Source organism: Mesorhizobium sp. NZP2234, from assembly GCF_013170765.1.
Taxonomy (GTDB): Bacteria; Pseudomonadota; Alphaproteobacteria; order Rhizobiales; family Rhizobiaceae; genus Mesorhizobium; species Mesorhizobium loti_D.
In genome coordinates this window covers 3113995-3133221 of the sequence record NZ_CP033364.1, presented here as the reverse complement: position 1 = coordinate 3133221, position 19227 = coordinate 3113995, and the positions used below count along the sequence as shown (strand labels likewise).

At 64.7% G+C, this 19227-nt stretch carries 19 protein-coding genes; 13 read left to right on the top strand and 6 right to left on the bottom strand.

Annotated features, from left to right (window positions below):
* Positions 1-144: 144 nt before the first annotated feature.
* Both EB230_RS15405 and EB230_RS15400 read right to left on the bottom strand, forming a co-directional pair.
* Complete coding sequence (locus EB230_RS15405) at positions 145-1233, bottom strand: PAS domain S-box protein (protein WP_244494084.1); 1089 nt, start codon at positions 1231-1233, stop codon at positions 145-147.
* A gap of 97 nt (positions 1234-1330) precedes the next feature.
* Complete coding sequence (locus tag EB230_RS15400; protein ID WP_056571560.1) at positions 1331-1570, bottom strand: hypothetical protein; 240 nt, start codon at positions 1568-1570, stop codon at positions 1331-1333.
* Positions 1571-1840: 270 nt separating this feature from the next.
* On the opposite strand from EB230_RS15400, the gene EB230_RS15395 reads away from it, so the two are divergent.
* Both EB230_RS15395 and EB230_RS15390 read left to right on the top strand, forming a co-directional pair.
* On the top strand, positions 1841-2149 hold the full coding sequence (locus tag EB230_RS15395) for a hypothetical protein (RefSeq protein ID WP_056571557.1): 309 nt from the start codon (positions 1841-1843) through the stop codon (positions 2147-2149).
* A gap of 65 nt (positions 2150-2214) precedes the next feature.
* Entirely contained in the window at positions 2215-3216 is a 1002-nt protein-coding gene (locus EB230_RS15390) for an aldo/keto reductase (RefSeq protein WP_056571554.1), read from the top strand.
* A 204-nt stretch (positions 3217-3420) separates the two neighbouring features.
* On the opposite strand, the gene EB230_RS15385 is transcribed toward EB230_RS15390, so the two are convergent.
* Positions 3421-4128, bottom strand: a complete 708-nt coding sequence (locus EB230_RS15385; protein ID WP_056571552.1) for a GntR family transcriptional regulator — start codon at positions 4126-4128, stop codon at positions 3421-3423.
* A 286-nt stretch (positions 4129-4414) separates the two neighbouring features.
* On the opposite strand from EB230_RS15385, the gene EB230_RS15380 reads away from it, so the two are divergent.
* The 8 genes from EB230_RS15380 to atzF are packed head-to-tail and all read left to right on the top strand — an operon-like array spanning position 4415 to position 12696.
* Complete coding sequence (locus tag EB230_RS15380) at positions 4415-5542, top strand: BMP family ABC transporter substrate-binding protein (RefSeq protein ID WP_172373050.1); 1128 nt, start codon at positions 4415-4417, stop codon at positions 5540-5542.
* Positions 5543-5561: 19 nt separating this feature from the next.
* Positions 5562-6686 carry an ABC transporter permease gene (locus EB230_RS15375; protein ID WP_172373048.1) on the top strand — a complete coding sequence of 375 codons (1125 nt, stop codon included), beginning with the start codon at positions 5562-5564 and terminating at the stop codon, positions 6684-6686.
* On the top strand, positions 6686-7612 hold the full coding sequence (locus tag EB230_RS15370) for an ABC transporter permease (protein ID WP_056571541.1): 927 nt from the start codon (positions 6686-6688) through the stop codon (positions 7610-7612). The genes EB230_RS15375 and EB230_RS15370 overlap by 1 nt, the downstream gene beginning before the upstream one ends.
* 14 nt (positions 7613-7626) lie before the next feature.
* The gene (locus tag EB230_RS15365; protein ID WP_172373046.1) at positions 7627-8328 is read left to right on the top strand and encodes an isochorismatase family cysteine hydrolase; all 702 of its coding nucleotides are present in this window, start codon (positions 7627-7629) and stop codon (positions 8326-8328) included.
* Between the two features lie 10 nt (positions 8329-8338).
* Positions 8339-9868, top strand: coding sequence for an ABC transporter ATP-binding protein (locus EB230_RS15360; protein ID WP_172373044.1), 1530 nt, complete (start codon positions 8339-8341; stop codon positions 9866-9868).
* A complete protein-coding gene (locus EB230_RS15355) occupies positions 9868-10536 on the top strand; it encodes an isochorismatase family cysteine hydrolase (protein WP_172373035.1) in 669 nt (222 codons plus the stop codon). The genes EB230_RS15360 and EB230_RS15355 overlap by 1 nt, the downstream gene beginning before the upstream one ends.
* Entirely contained in the window at positions 10529-10879 is a 351-nt protein-coding gene (locus EB230_RS15350; RefSeq protein ID WP_056571529.1) for a cupin domain-containing protein, read from the top strand. Before EB230_RS15355 ends, EB230_RS15350 begins: the two co-directional genes overlap by 8 nt.
* Entirely contained in the window at positions 10876-12696 is a 1821-nt protein-coding gene (gene atzF / locus EB230_RS15345; protein WP_172373033.1) for an allophanate hydrolase, read from the top strand. Before EB230_RS15350 ends, atzF begins: the two co-directional genes overlap by 4 nt.
* Positions 12697-12841: 145 nt before the next feature.
* On the opposite strand, the gene EB230_RS15340 is transcribed toward atzF, so the two are convergent.
* On the bottom strand, positions 12842-14791 hold the full coding sequence (locus EB230_RS15340; RefSeq protein WP_246738967.1) for an AI-2E family transporter: 1950 nt from the start codon (positions 14789-14791) through the stop codon (positions 12842-12844).
* A gap of 197 nt (positions 14792-14988) precedes the next feature.
* Here EB230_RS15340 and EB230_RS15335 point away from each other — a divergent pair, with 197 nt between their 5' ends.
* From EB230_RS15335 to EB230_RS15325, 3 genes are all read left to right on the top strand, one after another.
* Positions 14989-15558, top strand: a complete 570-nt coding sequence (locus EB230_RS15335) for a TetR/AcrR family transcriptional regulator (protein WP_056571520.1) — start codon at positions 14989-14991, stop codon at positions 15556-15558.
* A gap of 121 nt (positions 15559-15679) precedes the next feature.
* Complete coding sequence (locus EB230_RS15330) at positions 15680-16549, top strand: SDR family NAD(P)-dependent oxidoreductase (protein WP_172373029.1); 870 nt, start codon at positions 15680-15682, stop codon at positions 16547-16549.
* On the top strand, positions 16546-17493 hold the full coding sequence (locus EB230_RS15325) for an SDR family oxidoreductase (protein WP_172373027.1): 948 nt from the start codon (positions 16546-16548) through the stop codon (positions 17491-17493). The genes EB230_RS15330 and EB230_RS15325 overlap by 4 nt, the downstream gene beginning before the upstream one ends.
* Positions 17494-17501: 8 nt before the next feature.
* On the opposite strand, the gene EB230_RS15320 is transcribed toward EB230_RS15325, so the two are convergent.
* Entirely contained in the window at positions 17502-17969 is a 468-nt protein-coding gene (locus tag EB230_RS15320) for a helix-turn-helix transcriptional regulator (protein ID WP_210261345.1), read from the bottom strand.
* A 169-nt stretch (positions 17970-18138) separates the two neighbouring features.
* The gene (locus tag EB230_RS15315) at positions 18139-19218 is read right to left on the bottom strand and encodes a D-alanine--D-alanine ligase family protein (RefSeq protein WP_172373023.1); all 1080 of its coding nucleotides are present in this window, start codon (positions 19216-19218) and stop codon (positions 18139-18141) included.
* Between the last annotated feature and the right edge of the window lie 9 nt (positions 19219-19227).

The window sequence follows — 19227 nt, the reverse complement described above, 5'->3', positions numbered from 1 at the left end:
GGCGGCGGAAAAAACCTGCCGCCCCACCTGAGCGCAGCGCCGCGTGAGCAGCGCTCGTTATTACGCGCATCGCGCATGCTCCGCGATTGCCATCGGCAGGTGCCCGCCGTCGGATAAGCGCGACACCAAGGTCTCTGACGGGCGTCAGATGCCGAAGCCGCGCGCTTCGTCATCGGGCTCGGTGCCGGGTTGCGGCACGATGATCGCTGCCAGCGGCGCGGCCAGCTGCCATCTGAGATGCCCCGCGGACCGCTCGAGGACGGCGGAGCCCCCAAGCGACTGCGGCGCCACCCGCTGCAGGACGACGGTGCCGAATCCCTTGCGCGTGGTCTCTTCGCGTCTGTCGTCGGGACGGGGCGCGGATGTCTCGTTCCAAAGCAGTTGGAACTCACGCTCGCCCGAGCCGCCGGCATCGTGGGTGCCGGAGCCGATCGTCCAGGTGACTTCGATCCGGCCGTCTTCGCTGCCAAGCGCGCCATATTTGGACGAATTCGTGCCGAGCTCGTGGAAAGCCATGCCGAGATTCTGCACCGCGTTCGACTGCAGCGTCAGGACCGGACCGGAGAGCAGGATCTGCTCCTCGCGGCCGAAAGGCTTCAAATGTTCCTGGATCAGGTCGAACAGGCTGGCGCCGGCCCATTCCGAGGTGACAAGCAGATCATGCGAACGCGAAAGCGCCATGATGCGGGCACGGATCAGTTCCTCGAACTCGTGCGGGTCATTCGAGCGCTTGCTCGTCTCCCGGACCATCGACAGGATGACCGCGAACTGGTTCTTGACGCGATGGTTGACCTCTCGCATCAGCAGCCTGATCTTGCGCTCGCTCTCCTTGGCTGCGGAAATGTCGCGGGCGATCTTCGAGGCGCCGACGATCTCGCCATTGGCGTTCTTGATCGGCGAAACCGTCAGCGAGACAGAAATAAGCGCCCCGTCCTTGCGCTTTCGCGTCGTCTCGTAGCTGGCCACCCGCTCGCCGGCGCGAACCCGGCTGATAATCTCTATTTCCTCGCTCTTGAGGTGATCGGGAATGAGCATGACGATCGACCGGCCAATCGCTTCCTCGGCGCTGTAGCCGAACATGCGTTCGGCCGCCAGGTTCCAGCTGGTGACGATGCTGTTCAGATCCTTGCTGATGATGGCGTCGAAAGAGGAATCGATGATCGCCGCAAGGCGCGCATCCGCGGTCGCGCTCTGTTTTTGGTTGGTTGCTCCGATGTCAGCTGTCGCCGCCACGATATCGCTCATTTGCATGAGGTAGCGCGCAAACGGATCAAGGCAATCTCGCCCCAGGACAATCCGTACGGGCCGCGCGTCACGACCGAAACGGATTTCACTCCGAAGGCCGATCGTTTATCTTGCCGTCGCTCTCGGGCAGCACGCCGAAGTCTTGCGATTTGACGCCCTGCTCGGCCGTCAGGAAGCCATCCGAGGCAAGGCCACGTCGCAACAACTCCCTGACCGCGGCCGAGCGGCTTGGCATGCGCTTCTCGAATCGCCAGTTTTCCAAGGCCGCCAATTCGTCGGCGGTGAGCATGATTTGCAGCCGTTCGGGCCGTTCCAGTTCAGCCATGTGCGCCTCTCGCTCAAGACTAAAAATACAGCGAGTTAGTATCTAACTCATTATTCTATAATTGGGGTAGTGCGTGTCACACGTCAAGATCGGCCAGTGAGCGCTCCGCGTATCAGGCTCATGATGCGTATCAAACGCCGGACACACATTCCTGTAACTATCATAACTAATTGATTTATTTATGTATTTTATGGAAATTTACTTGTCATCCCGTCACGCTGGGCTCATGTTTCGATCTTGACAGAAAACCGTTCCCCTTGGGAGGTTTCAATGCGGTACGATTACTCCACGCGCTTGCGCGACGACGTCCATTCAGCGGTCCAGAAGGCATTCAAGACGGCTGGGATCGTCAACATCTCGGCGACGGCGGAACAGGTCCGGATGAGGAATCTGGTCGAGAACGTCGCCCTTGAGGACATTGAACACCTGGTGCTGCAGGCCGCCCAACTGCTTGGCGCGGCGATCGAATTCGACGCCTTGAACAGTGGCTTGATTGTGCTTGGAAACCATCTCGTCGAGGATGACGAGGAGAGCGCGATCACCCCAGTCGATCTCGGTCAATCCGCATCGATGCAGTAATCCAGGGACAGTGCCGACAGGCGCCCTATATGATCCGGGAAGCCTTTAACCGGAGACGCCCTGCCATGACCCTTGCCACGCGAAAACTCGGCAGCCAGGGGCTGCAAGTCTCGGCTATCGGCCTCGGCTGCATGGGCATGAGCCAGTCCTACGGTCCGGCGGACGAAGCCGAATCCATCGCCACGCTGCATAGGGCCATCGAACTCGGCTGCACCTTCCTGGATACCGCCGAGGTCTATGGCCCGTACGGCAACGAGGCCCTGCTCGGCCGGGCGCTGAAGGGCAAGCGCGGCCATGTCACCATCGCCACCAAATTCGGTTTCCGCATCGAAAACGGCAAGCAGGTTGGGGTCGATAGCCGGCCCGGCCATATCAGAGACGTTGTGGACGCCTCGCTCGGCCGGCTCGGAACCGACCATATCGACCTCCTCTACCAGCACCGCGTCGACCCGGCGGTGCCGATGGAGGATGTCGCCGGCGCGGTCGGCAAGCTGGTTGACGAGGGCAAGGTTCGCTTCTTCGGCCTGTCGGAGGCAGGCAGCGCCAACATTCGCCGCGCCCATGCCGTGCATCCCGTCTCGGCGGTGCAAAGCGAATATTCGCTGTGGGAGCGCAATCTGGAGCCAGAGATCATCCCGCTGCTCGGTGAACTCGGCATCGGCCTGGTGCCGTTCTCGCCGCTCGGCCGTGGCTTTCTCACCGGCGACGTCATGCGCGCCGAGGACTATCCCGAAGGCGACTACCGCCGCGACGACCCGCGCTACCAGGGCAGGAATTACGACGCCAACGTCGAGGCGGCCGGCACGGTGCGCGACGTGGCAACGGCCCGAGGCGTCAAGCCGGGTCAGGTCGCACTCGCCTGGCTGCTGTACAAGGGAAGCGATTTCGCGGTCGATATCGTGCCGATCCCCGGCACCAAGCGGACAAAATACCTGGAGGAGAACATCGCCGCCGCCTCGCTGAAGCTCGACGCCGCCGAAATGGCCGCGCTCGACGAGGCGCTCGCGCCAGGGAAGATCGCCGGCCCACGCTATGGCGAGCGTGGCATGGCGATGGTGGACCGGTAGAGATGGTGGAGATCGGCAGGAAGCGGATATTGCCGAGGCCGATGTTGTGATGTCGCCTTTGGGGCCGATAGTGGACGGGCAGCTTCTGGCGTCCGAAAAGCCTTAGCGGACGTTCCGCTTGCTGCGACTAAGATCTCCGACTAACCGGCCTTTGGCCCCTCGGCCGCTTTGCGCCAGTCCTGCCGTCCGGCAAGCTTTGCTTTGTCAGCTGGCGGTGAACGGCATCGCCGGGCTTGCGTCCTTCGGCTGTTCGCCGAGGGCAAAGACAGCGCTCGCCTCGCTGACGATCGAGACATGGTCCTTTGCTGCTGCTCCAGCGGTTGCGCCGTCGCCGCGCAAGATCGCGGTGACGATGGCGTCATGCTCCTGCCAAGACTTGGCGAGTCGACCAGAAAGCCTGAATTGCGCCCGCCGGAACGGCGCCAGCCGGCTACGCGTCATCACGGTCAGTTCGTAGATGTGGGTGCTGTGAGCGCCGCGATAAAGCCGACTGTGGAATTCGGTGTTGAAATATTCGTAGTCTTCCTGGGCGCCCAGCCGCACCAGGCGGGCCGAGGCCTGATGCTCGACCTCCAGCGCGCGGCGCTCGCCGCCGGTCATGCGTTCTGCGCAGAAGCGCGCGCATATCCCTTCCAACTCGGCCATGCTTTCGAACATTGAGGCGAGATGCTCCTGCGTAACGACTGCGACGATGGCGCCCCGGTTGGGTCGCCGCTCGACCAGACCCATGGCGCTGAGTTGGCCGAGCGCCTCGCGAACCGGCGTGCGTGAGACCTCGAAGCGGATGGCAAGCGAAACCTCGTCGAGCTTTTCGCCTGGACGCAGCACGCCGGTGACGATGCGGTCGCCGATCGCCCGCACCATCTGATCTACGGTCGTGCCCGACCGGATCAAGCTGCGCTTTCCCGACATATCTGTCTCGCCTCCCATGCGTTGGCTGCCATGAAATCAACTGGCTGGACGGCACGATCCCGACTCAGTCGCATTCTCTATGCCTATGTTTTAATCTTCCTGTCAAATTGGCTGTTTTCAAGGCAAAAAGTGCATGCAATTGCCTCTCGCTTGTGCATAGTGCGTTAAAAGTGTCATTGATTTTATTAGATAAATTTATCAATCCCAACTGGCACAGTGATTGCATGCACTTTGTTGAGAAGGCGTTAACCGACCCGGAAAAGGGTCCTATAGGGGAGCATAAGAGATGACCGACAAATTCATGCTTAGCCGTCGCCAGTTGCTCAAGACCTCCGCCGCCGGGGCGGCGCTCGGGCTTGCCTCCGCGGCCTTTCCCATCTCCCGGGCCTTTGCCGCCACCGCTACCGTCGGCTTCATCTATGTCGGACCGAAGGATGACTATGGCTACAACCAGGCGCATGCCGAAGGTGCGGCGGCGCTGAAGGGCATCGAGGGCGTCACCATCGTCGAGGAAGAGAACGTGCCGGAAACGGTCGACGTCCAGAAGACGATGGAATCGATGATCAATCTCGATGGCGCCTCGCTGATCTTCCCGACCTCGTTCGGCTATTTCGATCCACACATGCTGGCCATGTGCAAAAAGTTTCCCGACGTGCAGTTCCGCCATTGCGGCGGCATGTGGGACAAGGCCAAGCATCCGATGAATGCCGGCTCCTATTTCGGCTATATCGGCATGGGCCAGTATCTCAACGGCGTCGTCGCCGGCCACACATCGAAGACCAAGAAGCTCGGCTTCGTCGCCGCCAAACCGATTCCGCAGGTTTTGCTGAACATAAACTCCTTCCTGCTCGGCGCGCGCTCGGTCGATCCGACCATCACTTGCCAGGTCATCTTCACCGGCGAATGGTCGCTGGCGGTCAAGGAAGCAGAAGCCACCAACGCCCTGGTCGACCAGGGCGCCGACGTCATCACCTGCCATGTCGACAGCCCGAAAGTGGTGGTCGAGACGGCAGCCGGGCGCGGCGCCTTCGTCTGCGGCTATCACGCCAACCAGAGCCCGCTGGCGCCGGAAAAATATCTCACCGGCGCCGAGTGGAACTGGGCCAAGGTCTACAAGATGTTCGTCGACGAGCTGACGGCCGGCACGCAGCTGCCCAACTTCACGCGTGGCGGCCTCGCCGACGGCTTCGTCAAGATGAGCCCTCTCGGCCCCGCCGTCGGCGAGCCGGCGCGCAAGCAGTTCGACGCCACGCTGGCCGAAATGATGAAGGGCGGCTTCGCCGTCATCAAGGGTCCGCTGAAGAGCAACAAGGGGGCAGTCGTGGCCACTGCGGGCCAAGCCTTCCCGGAGACCGCGATCGAACTCGAAAGCATGGACTATCTGGTCGACGGGGTCGTCGGCTCGACCGCCTAATCTTGAGGGGAACGGGTCGATGGCTAATACGGTGACAGGAGCCGGCATGCCGGCATTGTTCGGAGCCAGGGGATATCCTCCGGCGCTGGAATGGATCGCGAGGCGGGCGGAAGCCTTCGTCATTCCGCTGGTGGCGCTGATCGTCGGCATGGCGCTGTTCAGCCTGTTCATCCTGGCTGTCGGCAAGTCGCCGACCCTGCTCTACGAGACCATGTGGCGGGGTGGATTCGGCTCATGGTTCTCGGTGCAGAACTCGTTGTCGCGGGCGGCGCCCTTGCTGCTGGCGGCGCTGTGCGTGGCGCTGCCGGCGCGGCTTGGCCTCGTCGTCATCGGCGGCGAGGGCGCGATCGTGCTGGGCGGCGTCGGTGCCGCTGCCATCGGCGTGGCGTTCAGCGGCGCGCCGTCCTTCATCGTCATTCTTGCCATGGGCGTGGCGGGCATGGCCGCCGGCGGCATCTGGATCGGTGCCGTCGGCGCGCTACGCCACTACCGGGCCGTCAACGAAACCATCTCCAGCCTGCTGATGGCCTACGTCGCCATCGCGCTGATGAACCAGTTGGTGGAAGGACCGCTGCGCGACCCGGCCTCGCTCAACAAGCCCTCGACGCAGCCGCTGGCGGACATGTACCGCATCGGCAACATTCCGGGCATGGACGTGCATTGGGGGCTGGTCGTCGGCGTCGTCGCCTGCATTCTCTCCTGGGTGCTCATCGAAAAGACCCGCTGGGGATTTGCCGCGCGCATCGCCGGCGGCAATGTGCGGGCGGCCCAAGTGCAAGGGCTTGCGGTCGGGCCTCTGATCGTTGGCTTCACGGCGCTCGCCGGCGGGTTCGCCGGGCTTGCCGGCATGCTGGAAGTCGCCGCCGTGCAAGGCAGCGCCAACGCCTCGCTGGCGGCCGGCTATGGTTACACGGGCATCCTCGTCGCCTTCCTTGCCCGCCACAACCCGCTGGCCATCATCCCCGTCGCCATCCTGCTTGGCGGCATCGATGCCTCGGGCGGGCTGATCCAGCGCCGCATGGATCTGCCGGACGCCACGGTGCTGGTGCTGCAAGGCATGATCTTCATCGTCATCCTGTTCAGCGAAACCTTCTACGGCCGCTTTAAGGCCTTCAATCCCGATCTCTGGAAAGGAGCCTCCTGATGGGCGCTACCGAGATCGGCCTGTGGGGCGTGCCGCTGGCCATACTGGGCGGGGCCATCCGCGTCTCCACTCCGTTCATCTTCGTCTCGTTGGGCGAGGCGATCACCGAGCGCTCCGGTCGTATCAATCTGGGCCTTGAAGGCACGCTCGTCTTCGGCGCCATGACCGCCTATGCGGTGGCGGTGAAGACCAATTCGCCCTGGCTCGGCCTGCTTGCCGCGGCCTTCGCCGGACTGTGCTTCGGCCTGTTCCACGGCTGGATCTGCAAATTCCCGAAGGTCAACGACATCGCCATCGGCATCGCGCTGATGCTGTTCGGCTCGGGCCTCGCCTTCTTCTTCGGCAAGCCATTCATCAAGCCCAAGGCGCCCAATTTGCCGGCCATTCCCTTCGGCGGCTGGTCGGACATTCCGCAGGTTCAGGCCGCGCTCGACGTCAACGTGCTGTTTCTCATCGGGGCCGTGCTTTCGGTCATCCTGTGGTGGGCGTTCCGCAACACCCGCGCCGGCCTCATCGTGCGCGTCGTCGGCGACAGTTCGGACGCGGCACGTGCCATGGGCCTCAACCCCGACACTATACGGCTGCTGGCCACCGGCGTCGGCGGCGCGCTGGCCGGCATCGGCGGCGCCTATCTGTCGCTCTATTATCCCGGCAGCTGGACCGAGCGTATCTCGTCGGGCCAGGGGCTGATGGCGGTGGCGCTGGTCATCTTCGCGCGCTGGAACCCGCTGGGATGCTTTGCCGCCGCGCTGCTGTTCGGCGGAGCGGGCGCGCTCGGGCCGGCGCTGCAATCGGTCGGCGTCACGCAAGGCTACTATCTGTTCTACGCCGCGCCCTACATCCTCACCCTCATCATCATGATCGCCACCTCGTCGCCGACGCGCTCGCTTGCCGGTGCGCCGGGCGAGCTGTCTATCACCAAATGACTGGAGTTTTGCCCGTGAACGCCAGAGTCGAAATTACCCAGCATACGATCGATGCCGAGCCCTATCCGTGGCCCTACAATGGCGATCTGCGGCCCGACAACACGGCACTGATCATCATCGACATGCAGACCGATTTCTGCGGGCCGGGCGGCTATGTCGACCATATGGGCTACGATTTGTCGCTGGTGCGCGCGCCGATCGAGCCGATCAAGTCGGTGCTGTCGGCGATGCGGGCCAAGGGCTACACCATCATCCACACGCGCGAGGGGCATCGCCCCGATCTCGCCGACCTGCCGGCCAACAAGCGCTGGCGCTCGCGCCGCATCAACGCCGGCATCGGCGACCCCGGTCCGTGCGGGCGCATCCTGGTGCGCGGCGAGCCCGGCTGGGACATCATTCCCGACCTCTACCCGATCGAGGGCGAGCCGATCATCGACAAGCCCGGCAAGGGCTCGTTCTGCGCCACCGACCTGGAGCTGATCCTCAACCAGCGCGGCATCCGGAACATCGTGCTCACCGGCATCACCACGGATGTCTGCGTGCACACAACCATGCGCGAGGCCAACGACCGTGGCTATGAGTGCATGATGCTGGAGGATTGCTGCGGGGCGACCGATTACGGAAACCATCTGGCGGCGATCAAGATGATCAAGATGCAGGGCGGCGTTTTCGGCACGGTGTCGAATTCGAAGGCGCTCGTCGCGCAGCTGCCGTGAGGAGGCGGCGATGAGTGACAGCATCAGAAAAGCCGTCGGCGTCGAAACCATCGGCATGACCATGCGTTTCGGCGGCTTCACGGCGCTGGACGGCGTTTCGGTGAAGGTGCCGGCAGGCTCCTTCCACGCGCTGCTCGGCGAGAATGGCGCCGGCAAGTCGACCCTGGTCAAATGCATGATGGGTTTTTATCACCCGACCTCCGGCGACATCGTGGTCGACGGGCGCGAAGTTAAGATCGCCAGCCCCAGGGACGCCTCGGCGCTTGGGCTCGGCATGGTCTACCAGCATTTCACGCTGGTGCCGTCGCTGACGGGAGCGGAGAACCTTGTCATCGCGCGCGAGAAGGTGCCGGGCGTTATCGACTGGCGCAAGGAGGGCGCCGAGCTCGCCGTGTTCATGGAGCGCATGCCGTTCAAGCTGCCGCTCAATGTCAAGGTGGCGGAGCTTGCCGCCGGCGAGAAGCAGAAGCTCGAAATCATCAAGCAGCTCTATCTCGGCCGCTCCTTCCTGGTTCTGGACGAGCCGACCTCGGTGCTGACGCCCGGTGAGGCACAGGAGGTGCTGGGGCTGGTGCGCGACATGACCAAGGCCGGCGACCTCACCGTGCTGATGATCTCGCACAAATTCCATGAGGTCACGGCGTTTGCCGACGATGTCAGCGTGCTGCGCAAGGGCAAGCTCACCGGAACCGGCCGCGTTGCCGACCTCGACCACAAGGCGATGGCGGCGATGATGATCGGCGACCAGCCGATCGCGGCGCTCGACAGTCGCACGGCGCCCAAGGCCGATGCCGAGACGGTGCTGAAGATCAAGTCGCTGAAGGCGCCGGACCGCACCGGGTTGAAGTCGATCAACATCGCCGATCTCGGCGTACATTCGGGCGAGATCGTAGGCATTGCCGGGATTTCCGGCAACGGCCAGAAGGAATTCCTGGAAGTGCTGGCCGGCCAGCGGCCGCGCGACGCCGGCGAAGTGCTGGTGCGCGGCGAAGCTTATGCGGCGACGCGCGCCGAGGCGCGGGTGCTCAATGTGCGGCTCATTCCCGAGGAGCCGCTGAAGAATGCCTGCGCACCGAAAATGACGGTGGCCGAAAACATCTCGTTCCGGACCTTCGACATCGACGGCAATGGCAAGCCGGTCAATTGGATTAGCGCCGGCGCCATCCGCGCGTTCAGCGGCCGACTGGTCGAACAGTTCAAGGTCAAGACCGCATCGCTGTCCTCGCCCATCGCCTCGCTGTCGGGCGGCAATGTGCAGCGTGCGGTGCTGGCGCGCGAACTAACCGGCGAGGTCGACCTGCTGATCGTCTCCAACCCATGCTTCGGCCTCGACTTCTCGGCGGTGGCCGAAATCCGCGCCCGCATCATGAAGGCGCGCAATGCGGGTGCCGCCGTGCTGCTGATGTCGGAGGACCTCGACGAGTTGCTGGAACTGTCGGACCGCATTTTTGTCATGTCGGACGGTGCTCTGGTCTATGAGACGCCGATCGCCGGAGCGAGCGTGCAGACCATCGGCGAGCATATGGCGGGGCATCACTGATGGCTGAAATCGACGCGCAGCCATTCGCCTTTGCGTTCAAGCCCGTCACGATGGCGCTGGTTGTCATCGACATGCAGCGCGACTTCGCCGAGCCGGGCGGCTTCGGCGCCAGCCTGGGCAACGATGTCAGCCGGGTCACGGCGATCGTACCGACGGTGAAGCGGCTGATCGAAGGGTTCCGCGCCGCCGGACTGCCGGTGATCCACACCATGGAGTGCCACCGCGCCGACCTCTCCGACCTGCCGCCGGCCAAGCGCGACCGCGGCAATCCGTCGATCCGCATCGGCGATGTCGGCCCGATGGGCCGGGTGCTGATCGTCGGCGAGCCGGGAACGGCCATCCTCGACGAATTGGCGCCGCTGCCCGGCGAGATCATCATCGAGAAGCCCGGCAAGGGGGCGTTCTATGCGACCAGGCTCAGTGAGGAACTGAAGCATCTCGGCGCCCAGCAACTGGTTTTCGCCGGCGTCACCACCGAGGTCTGCGTGCAGACGACGATGCGCGAGGCCAATGATCGCGGCTATGAGTGCCTGCTCGCCGAGGACGCGACGGAAAGCTATTTTCCCGAGTTCAAGGCAGCCGCCATCGCCATGATCCGCGCACAGGGCGCCATTGTCGGCTGGACGGCGACGACCGACCAGGTGCTGCAGGGACTTGCCAATGGCTAATCTGAGTTTTGCCGGCCTCGTCGATGGCGGCTGGCGCGACCTGGCGTTCGAGCCTTTTCGCGAGGGCATCACTGTGCACTGGCTGCTCAAGGGCGGACCGGTCGAGCCGTCGGTCGCGATCCTCGACTACCGGGCCGGCGCCGGCGTGCCGCGCCATCGCCACGTCGGGCTGGAAACCATCGTCGTGCTCCAGGGCACGCAGAGCGACGAGAATGGCTGTTATCCCGCGGGCAGCGTCATCCTGAACCCGGTCGGGACCGAGCATTCGGTGTGGACGAAGGACGGCTGCGTGGTGTTGATTCAGTGGGATCTGCCGGTGATCATTCTGGGGGAGGCCACATGAGCGAGATCCGCTTCGACATCGGCAGTCTGCATGCGGCCTATGCGGCCGGTGTCAGTGTTGCCAACATGATCGATACCGTTCACGCCCGCATCGCGGCAGCCGACGATCCCGGCATCTTCATTCATCTCGCCGCCAAGGCAGAGATGCTGGCGCAGGCGCAAAAGCTCGGACCGTTCGATCCGGCGGGCAGGCCGTTGTGGGGCGTGCCGTTCGCGGTCAAGGACAACATCGATGTCGCGGGAATGCCGACCACGGCAGCCTGCGCCGAATATGCGTACGTGCCGGAGCACGACGCCACCGTGGTGGCGCGGCTGAAGGCAGCCGGCGCGCTGGTGGTGGGCAAGACCAATCTCGACCAGTTCGCTACCGGACTGGTCGGCGTGCGCACGCCCTATCCGATCCCGAGGAACGCCGTCGATGCCAGCCTGGTGCCCGGCGGCTCCTCGTCAGGATCGGCGGTGGCGACAGCGCGCGGCATCGTCTCCTTCGCGCTCGGGACCGACACCGCCGGCTCCGGCCGCATCCCTGCCGGCCTCAACAACATCGTCGGGCTGAAGCCGACTGTCGGCGCACTTTCGGCCGCCGGCGTTGTGCCGGCCTGCCGTACGCTAGATTGCATCTCGGTGTTCGCGCTCACCGTCGACGACGCCTATGCGGTGTTTGGTGTCGCGGCGGCCAAGGATGCCGCCGATGCCTATTCGCGCGCCATCAAGGTGCCGGCGTTTGCCGCGCGCCCGCCGGTGCTGAGCGTCGGTGTGCCTGCGAAAGGCGACCTGAAGTTCTTCGGTGACGCCTCGATGCAGGCCGGCTTCGAGACGGCCCTTGGCCTTCTGGAAACGCTTGGCTGCCGGCTGGTCGAAATCCCGTTCGGCGATTTCTACGCCACAGCCAATCTTCTCTACGAAGGCGCCTGGGTGGCCGAACGCTACGCCGCGGTCCGCGACTTCATGGATGCCAACGAGGCCGCCATGCATCCGGTGACGCGGAAAATCATCGGCGGTGCGCGCGGCCTGTCGGCGGCCGATGCCTTCAAGGGTCTCTATGCGCTGCAGGCCTGTAAGGCGAAGCTCGCTTCGGTCATCGCCTCGGTCGACCTGTTCTGCGTGCCGACCGCGCCGACGCATTACGCGCTGGATGCCGTGCTCGCCGATCCGATCACCACCAACAGCCGGCTCGGCACCTACACCAATTTCGTCAATCTGCTGGACATGTGCGGCATCGCCGTGCCGACCGGCAAGCGCCATGACGGGCTGCCGATGAGCGTGACCTTGCTCGGCACGGCAGGCAAAGATTGGCTGACGGCGGCACTTGCGCGCGACATCCATGCCGCAAGCGGACTGCCGCTTGGCGCGACCGGCTGGCCGCAGCCGGGAAGTGCGTTGCCTGGCAACATTGCGCAGGATCAGACGATCGATCTGGTGGTGGTCGGCGCGCATCTTTCGGGGATGCCGCTCAACGGTCAGCTAAGGGATCTAGGCGCCCAATTCTCGAGAGTAACGAAAACCACACCTGCCTACCGGCTCTATGCTCTTGCCGGCCAGTCCGTGCCCAAGCCTGGCCTCGTCCGGGTATCCAGGGATGGCATGCGAATAGACGTCGAGGTCTGGCGGCTTGACCCGGATGCCTTCGGACGGTTCGTCGCCGCCATCCCCCCACCGCTGGGCGTAGGAACGATCGAACTCGAGGACGGCAGCGCGGCCAAGGGGTTTCTGGTAGAAACCGCCGGCCTGACTGACGCTTCCGATATCTCCGCCTATGGTGGCTGGCGTAGTTTTGTCAGATGCGACCAAGAAAGGGCCAATCTTCTGGCGACCTAGCAACCTCAGCTGGGTCTCCGACGGTGTCTGCTTTCAGGAACGGCGAAGGTGACCTTAATGGCCGATATGCGGCGCGAGGCCGCCATCAGCACCTTTACCGGGAGAGCCCGCCCACCCGGTCGCTCGCGGCAGTCGGGTTTCATCCCTAGGCCGCCGCCGCGGCCGGAACCTTCCTCGGAGCCGCCCGCCGTCGCGCGCGCCGTTTGGCGACGAGCTTCAACGCGATCGGCGGCTCTTTCGACAGCGCGCCCGTCACCGCGCCGGCCATGCCGTGCGCGACGAAATCCGCGCTGATGTCCTCGGCCAGCCTGGCGGCCGCTTCCTTGTCGCCGTTGCCGGTCTCCGACCAGAACACGATGCCCACCCGAAGTGCCGCCTTCGCCCGCTTCAGCCGGCGAACCAGGAAGCGGGCGTGCTTGACGGAATCGCGGTTGAGGAAGCCGACCACGACCGTGTCGATGGCTTCGAGTTCGAGCCGGCGGATGCTGGCGGGTTCCATGTCGGCAAAGCCCGCCTTCGGCGCGGTCGCCCCCTGGACTTCCAGGACCTGCGCTAGCATCGCGGCCGCGGCATCGTCGAGTTCGCCTCGCCCGCCGGCGCAAAGCACCGACAGGCCGGTGCCGTCTGGCAGGTCGGCCGCGTCCTCATCGGTCGCGTCGCCGGGCTCGCCCCCCTCCTCGGTCTGCTCATCCTCCTCACCCGCTTCCTCTTTCGCTTCGTCCTCCAGATTGGCCACCAGCACCAGGGCGCTGGCCGCCACTTGCCGTCTTTGCAGGTCACCCATGACGCCGCGCACACGGTCCCGTTCGCCCAGCAGAAGGGCCGGAATGGCGACCTTGTCGTAGAACTCGACCAGGTATTTTTCTTCCAGCATCTCCTCGGCATGATCGGTGGCTTCGTCCGGATCGCCGGCCAGAAGCCGCTGGTAGAGCCGCGCATGAGGTTCCAGCACGGGCTCGTTGCCGAACAGCACGTCGAGGAATTCGAACTGCGGCACGTGCCTGCCCAGAACCACCAGGCAGACGGTGAGCGGCGTCGACAGCACCAGCCCCAGCGGCCCCCACAGCCACGTCCAGAAGATCGCCGCAACGATGATCGCCAGCGGCGACAGCCCGGTTCGCGAACCGTAGAGCCAGGGCTCGACGACATTGCCGGTGACCAGTTCCATCACCACGAACAAGGCGGCCGTCCACAGGACGAGTCCCCAGCCGGGCGCCACGGCCAGCGCCAGGAACAGCGGCAAAAGCATGCCGATGGCGGGGCCGATATAGGGAACGAAACGCAGCGCCAGCGCCAGCAACCCCCAAAGCAAGGCATTGGGAATGCCGAGGATCCACAGCCCGATCGCGATGGGAATGGCGTAGACGGTGTTGACCACCAATTGCATGAGCAGATAGAGCCCCACGCGCTTGCCGGCATCCTGGAGCGCCTCGGTGGTGCGGTGAAGGTCGCCATAGCCGACAAGCCTGATGAAGCGGTCGCGCAAATCCTCCCGCTCGAGCAGCATGAAGATGACGACGACAATGATCAGCCCGGCCGATCCGAGCGGGCTGATCAGCGGACCGACGATGTTCTGCAGGACCTCGAGCGGCCTTTCGTGCGCGACGATTTCGACGGGCACCGGCACGCGCGGCGGCTTGTCGGGCGTGGCGGCCGGCAGCGTTGCGTCCTGCCTGTCGATCTCCTGGCCGACACGCTCGACCACGCCGCTCAATCTCGAAATGATCCCTCCCCCGACCCCGGTTTCCTTGAGCGAGCGGATCTTGGCCAGGATGTTGGTCTGATAGACCGGGATGTTCTGCGCCAGTTCGCTGACCTGCGTGGCGACGATGAAGCTGAACAGGGCAAGTGCCGCGAAGGCGGCCAGCACGCTGGCGATGACAGCCGCGATCCTGGGAATGCCCACCCGCTTGAGCGCCGAAACCAAGGGCGCGAGCGCGAAGGTCAGCAGCAGTGCAATGGCGATCGGCAGGAACACCTCGCGCCCGAAATACAGCGCAGCCACCGCGGTGACGGTGGTCGCCACATTTGGCAGTGACGTTCGCGGGTGGGGCGCGGCGGCCGAAAGAATGTCGTCCAGCCCCTGCGACGCCATTCCATTCCGACGATTGTTCGCCACCTTGTACCTCTCCCCTGCCAATGGCCATGGTCCGATATATTGAACCGGCGTGCAACCTTGGCCGGCGGCTGTGCGCTGCTCCCCCAACGGGCGCCGGTCCGAATGGCTCCATGCGCTTGACATTTTGTGCACATGTCAATAAATGAGTGACCACTCACTCAAATGGCTTGGACATGGCACGCCCCCTCAGCGAAGAAAAACGTCAGGCAATCCTGGCTTCGGCTACCGAACTGGTGGCGACGCTTGGAACCGGCGCGGCCACGGCCAAGATCGCCCGGGAGGCCGGCCTCTCCGAAGGCACGCTCTTCAACTACTTCGCCAGCAAGGATGAGTTGCTCAACCAGCTCTACCTCGAGATCAAGACCGATCTCGGCAACGCCTTGCTGACTTCGTATCCGTCGCAGGCCAGCGTGCGCGAGCGCAGCCGCCACGTCTGGAACAACTTCATCGATTGGGGCGCGAAACACCCCATGAAGCGCAAGGCCATGCGCCAGCTCAGCGTCTCGGAGCGGATCACCGAGCAGAGCAGGCGTCAGGGCAACGCGGCCTTCGGCGATATTAACAGGATGATCGAGGAAAGCCTCGTCGATGGCGGGCCGAAGGGCTGCTCGATGGCCTTTGCCGGAGGCATTTTCGAGGCCCTCGCGGAGACGACGCTCGAATTCATCGCCCGCGATCCTCGGCAACGCGAACACTACAAGGAGACCGGCTTCGCGTTTTTCTGGAGCGGTATGTCGAAGTAGCTCCGACCACGGTCTCAAGCACCACGCGGATCATGACCACCGCAAATTCGCGACCAAATCAACACCAATGAATGAGTGCCTAATCACTCGTTTATATGCCAACGCACCGAAAGGAAAAACAATGTCGAAAGTCTGGTTGATCACCGGCAGCGCCCGCGGGCTGGGGCTGGATATCACCGAGGCGGCGCTTGCCGCCGGCAACAGCGTCGTGGCGACGGCGCGCGATGTCACCCGCCTCGCGGAGCTCGAAAGCCGCTACACCGGGCATCTTCGCGGCTTTGCGCTTGATGTCACCGACCCCGCCGCCGCGCAGGCCTCCGTGGATTTTGCGCTGGAGACGTTCGGACGTCTCGACGTTCTCGTCAACAATGCCGGCTTCGGCCATATCAGCCCGTTCGAGCAGACCAGGGAGGCTGATTTCCGGGCGCAGATCGAGACCAACCTCCACGGAGTCGTCAATCTTGCCCGCGCGGCCATCCCGGTCATGCGTGCCCAGCGCTCGGGCCATATCATCAACATCTCCTCGGTCGGCGGGCGGACGGCCACGCCGGGCCTCAGCGCCTACCAGGCGGCAAAATGGGCGGTGGGCGGCCTGACTGAAGTGCTGGCGCTGGAACTCGCCCCCTTCGGCGTCAAGGTCATTTCGGTCGAGCCGGGCGGCATGCGCACCGATTGGGGAGCCACCGCCTTGGCCGCCGCGCCCGCCTTGCTGCCCGATTATGAGCCAACCGTCGGCGCTGTGCTGGGCATGCTCAAGGCCTATGTCGGCAACGCCATTGGCGACCCGCGAAAGGTCGCCGATGTCATCGTCGATCTCGCCGGGCGCGATTCCTTGCCCGCTCACCTGATCCTCGGCAGCGACGCCTTGCATGTCTTTGCCCAGGCCGAAGCCGCGCGCCAGCAGGCGGCGAAGGAATGGGCACCGGTCAGCACCTCCGTCGATATCGAGGGTGTCGACCTTTCGTTCCTGTCGCGGGAGAGCCACTCATGAGCGCCTGGACCACGCACGACATCCCGCCCCAGCAGGGGCGCAAGGTGGTGATCACAGGCGCCACCGGCGGCCTTGGTTACGAGACGGCGCTGGCGCTGGCGCAAGCCGGCGCGGACGTGCTGATGACGGGACGCAATGCAGCCAAGGGCAAGGATGCGCTGAGCCGCGTCCAGGCCGAGGTTCCCGGCGCCGTCGTGCGCTATGCCCATCTCGATCTCGCGGACCTCGCCTCTGTCGAAGCCTTCGCCGGCCAGCTCGCCGGCGAATGGGAGGGGATCGACCTGCTGGTCAACAATGCCGGCGTCATGACCCCGCCGACCCGCCACGAAACCGCCGACGGCTTCGAACTGCAGTTCGGCACCAACTATCTCGGCCACTTCGCCCTGACCGGACGCCTGCTGCCGATGCTGCGCAAGGGAAGCAGGACGCGCGTCGTCAATCTCAGCAGCGGCGCCCACCGCATCCAGGCGGCGATCCATTTCGACGACCTGCAATGGCAAAAGCGCTACAGGCCCTGGGCCGCCTACGCGCAGTCCAAGCTCGCCATGATCCTGTTCGCCTTCGAACTGCAGCGCCGCAGCGACGCCAATGGCTGGGGCTTGCTGAGCAATGCGGCACATCCCGGCTACGCTCTCACCGACCTGCAGACCAGCGGCCCAACCCTGGGCCACGACGGCCGGCCGTCGCGGCTCGATTGGCTGGGCAGGCTGCTCGCGCCGGTTCTTTCGCAGTCGGCCGCGCAAGGCACGCTGCCGACACTGTTCGCCGCGACCGCGCCCGACGCGAAGCCGGGCGGCTATTACGGTCCGCAAGGTCTGTTCGAACTGAAGGGCGCGGTCGGCGAGGCAAGGATAGGCCGCCACGCGCGCGACACTGCCGTCGCCTCCCGGCTTTGGGACGTGTCGCGGGAATTGACCGGCGCTGGCTGGCCGGGCGGGGCCTGATGCGCCCGTCAGCCGTCCCTGGCAAACAGCGTAATGCCGGCGGCGCCGGCGACCTTCAGGACTTTCCCCAGTTCGAGCGTGGGCTTGCCGTTCTCCAACTCCGACAGGAAGCGCCGGCCGACCCCGGCGAGATCGGCGAACTGCTGCTGGGAGAAATCTCGCCGCTTGCGGGCCGCGCGCACCAGCCGGCCGAGATCCGCCGGCGACGTTATGGTGCTCCCCTGCAAGGCCGCTTGCGCCAAGGCGTCCCCGGCATCGTCGCGGACCGGAGGTAGCCGCCGTGGCAGCGCCGCACGGACGGGCCTGGGTTCATCGCGGAGGTCACCAAGGCTCCCGTCATGCTTGTTCGAAACGCCGTCAGTCGGGACGGCCGGCGCCAGCGACCCGAATAAATCCCCCTGCTCGGCGGGAGCGGATCGTGCGGCGCGGCGCGCAATTTCGACAGCGCTTTCAGGCGGGGGTGTCTGTGTGGTCATGATTCCGCTCCCGAACGGGAGCATATGCTTTGCCGGAATGAAATCAAAGCTACTTGTTACCGTACGGGATCATAAATCATGACCCCGTACGGGAGCGGCCGTAGATTGCCGCCGGCCTCCACACGGAAGCAAGCGCGGGCGGAGACTGCTCCCGAACGGTATCAGCCGATCACCGTGCCGCATACCTTGCCAGCGCGTGCTCGATCAGCACGTCGATAACCCTGCTGTAGCCGATGCCTATCGCCGCCAGCGCCTTGGCGTACATCGAAATGTCGGTGAAACCCGGCAGCGTGTTGACCTCGTTGACCAGCAGCGAACCGTCGGCGCGCAGGAAGAAGTCGACGCGCGCCATGGCCTCGCAGCCGAGCGCCCGGAAAGCCTGCGCGGCCATCTCCTTGGCTCTGTCGGCAACAGCGGCCGGCACATTGGCGGGCACCTGGACCACCGCGCCGTCGGCGTCGAGATACTTGGCCTCATAGGTGTAGAAGCCATGCTTGCCGGCCGGAATGATCTCGCCGGGGAGCGACACCGTGAGCGAGCCGTCGGCCTGCTCCAGCACCGAACATTCGATTTCGCGGCCTTCGACGAACTCCTCGATCAGCACCTTGCCGTCATAGCGGAAGGCCGTTTCGACAGCCTGCTCGAAGCCATCCCTGTCATTCACCTTGCTCACGCCGAAGGAGGAGCCCTGGCGCGCCGGCTTGGCGAAGAAGGGCAGCCCAAGCGCGCCGGCAATTTCCTGGAACGAACCTCTGTCGTTGCGATGCACGGTCACGGAGCGGGCAACCCCAAGCCCGGCCTCGCGCATCAGCCGCTTGGCGACGTCCTTGTCCATGGCAACGGCGGAGGCCAGGATGCCGCAGCCGACATAGGCGACATCGGCGACCTCGGCATAGCCCTGCACCGAGCCGTCCTCGCCGAACGGCCCGTGCAGCACGGGGAAGACGACGTCGACCGGCGGCAGGTCATGCCGCGCTCCACCGTGCGGCACGGCCACCAGCCGTCCCTTGCCGCCTGGCAGCAGGGCGACCTCGATACCGTCCTCGGATACCGCGGCCCCTGCCCCGTCGACATCAGCCTCGGACAACGGTTGCAGCAGCCATCTGCCGTCCCTGGTTATGGCGATCGGGACCACCTCGTAGCGCGTCCGGTCGATTGCCTTCAGCACATTGGCCGCCGACAGGCGCGACACCTCATGCTCGGCCGAGCGCCCGCCATAGAGGATGGCAACCCTTGTCTTCCCGGTCATTGAAACCCC

Bases quoted from the DNA above. Each gene is read 5' to 3' on its own strand.
- EB230_RS15400 (WP_056571560.1), bottom strand. From the start codon at position 1,570: ATGGCTGAACTGGAACGGCCCGAACGGCTGCAAATCATGCTCACCGCC.
- EB230_RS15395 (WP_056571557.1), top strand. From the start codon at position 1,841: ATGCGGTACGATTACTCCACGCGCTTGCGCGACGACGTCCATTCAGCG.
- EB230_RS15390 (WP_056571554.1), top strand. From the start codon at position 2,215: ATGACCCTTGCCACGCGAAAACTCGGCAGCCAGGGGCTGCAAGTCTCG.
- EB230_RS15385 (WP_056571552.1), bottom strand. From the start codon at position 4,128: ATGTCGGGAAAGCGCAGCTTGATCCGGTCGGGCACGACCGTAGATCAG.
- EB230_RS15380 (WP_172373050.1), top strand. From the start codon at position 4,415: ATGACCGACAAATTCATGCTTAGCCGTCGCCAGTTGCTCAAGACCTCC.
- EB230_RS15375 (WP_172373048.1), top strand. From the start codon at position 5,562: ATGGCTAATACGGTGACAGGAGCCGGCATGCCGGCATTGTTCGGAGCC.
- EB230_RS15370 (WP_056571541.1), top strand. From the start codon at position 6,686: ATGGGCGCTACCGAGATCGGCCTGTGGGGCGTGCCGCTGGCCATACTG.
- EB230_RS15360 (WP_172373044.1), top strand. From the start codon at position 8,339: ATGAGTGACAGCATCAGAAAAGCCGTCGGCGTCGAAACCATCGGCATG.
- EB230_RS15355 (WP_172373035.1), top strand. From the start codon at position 9,868: ATGGCTGAAATCGACGCGCAGCCATTCGCCTTTGCGTTCAAGCCCGTC.
- EB230_RS15350 (WP_056571529.1), top strand. From the start codon at position 10,529: ATGGCTAATCTGAGTTTTGCCGGCCTCGTCGATGGCGGCTGGCGCGAC.
- atzF (WP_172373033.1), top strand. From the start codon at position 10,876: ATGAGCGAGATCCGCTTCGACATCGGCAGTCTGCATGCGGCCTATGCG.
- EB230_RS15340 (WP_246738967.1), bottom strand. From the start codon at position 14,791: ATGGCGTCGCAGGGGCTGGACGACATTCTTTCGGCCGCCGCGCCCCAC.
- EB230_RS15335 (WP_056571520.1), top strand. From the start codon at position 14,989: ATGGCACGCCCCCTCAGCGAAGAAAAACGTCAGGCAATCCTGGCTTCG.
- EB230_RS15330 (WP_172373029.1), top strand. From the start codon at position 15,680: ATGTCGAAAGTCTGGTTGATCACCGGCAGCGCCCGCGGGCTGGGGCTG.
- EB230_RS15325 (WP_172373027.1), top strand. From the start codon at position 16,546: ATGAGCGCCTGGACCACGCACGACATCCCGCCCCAGCAGGGGCGCAAG.
- EB230_RS15320 (WP_210261345.1), bottom strand. From the start codon at position 17,969: ATGACCACACAGACACCCCCGCCTGAAAGCGCTGTCGAAATTGCGCGC.
- EB230_RS15315 (WP_172373023.1), bottom strand. From the start codon at position 19,218: ATGACCGGGAAGACAAGGGTTGCCATCCTCTATGGCGGGCGCTCGGCC.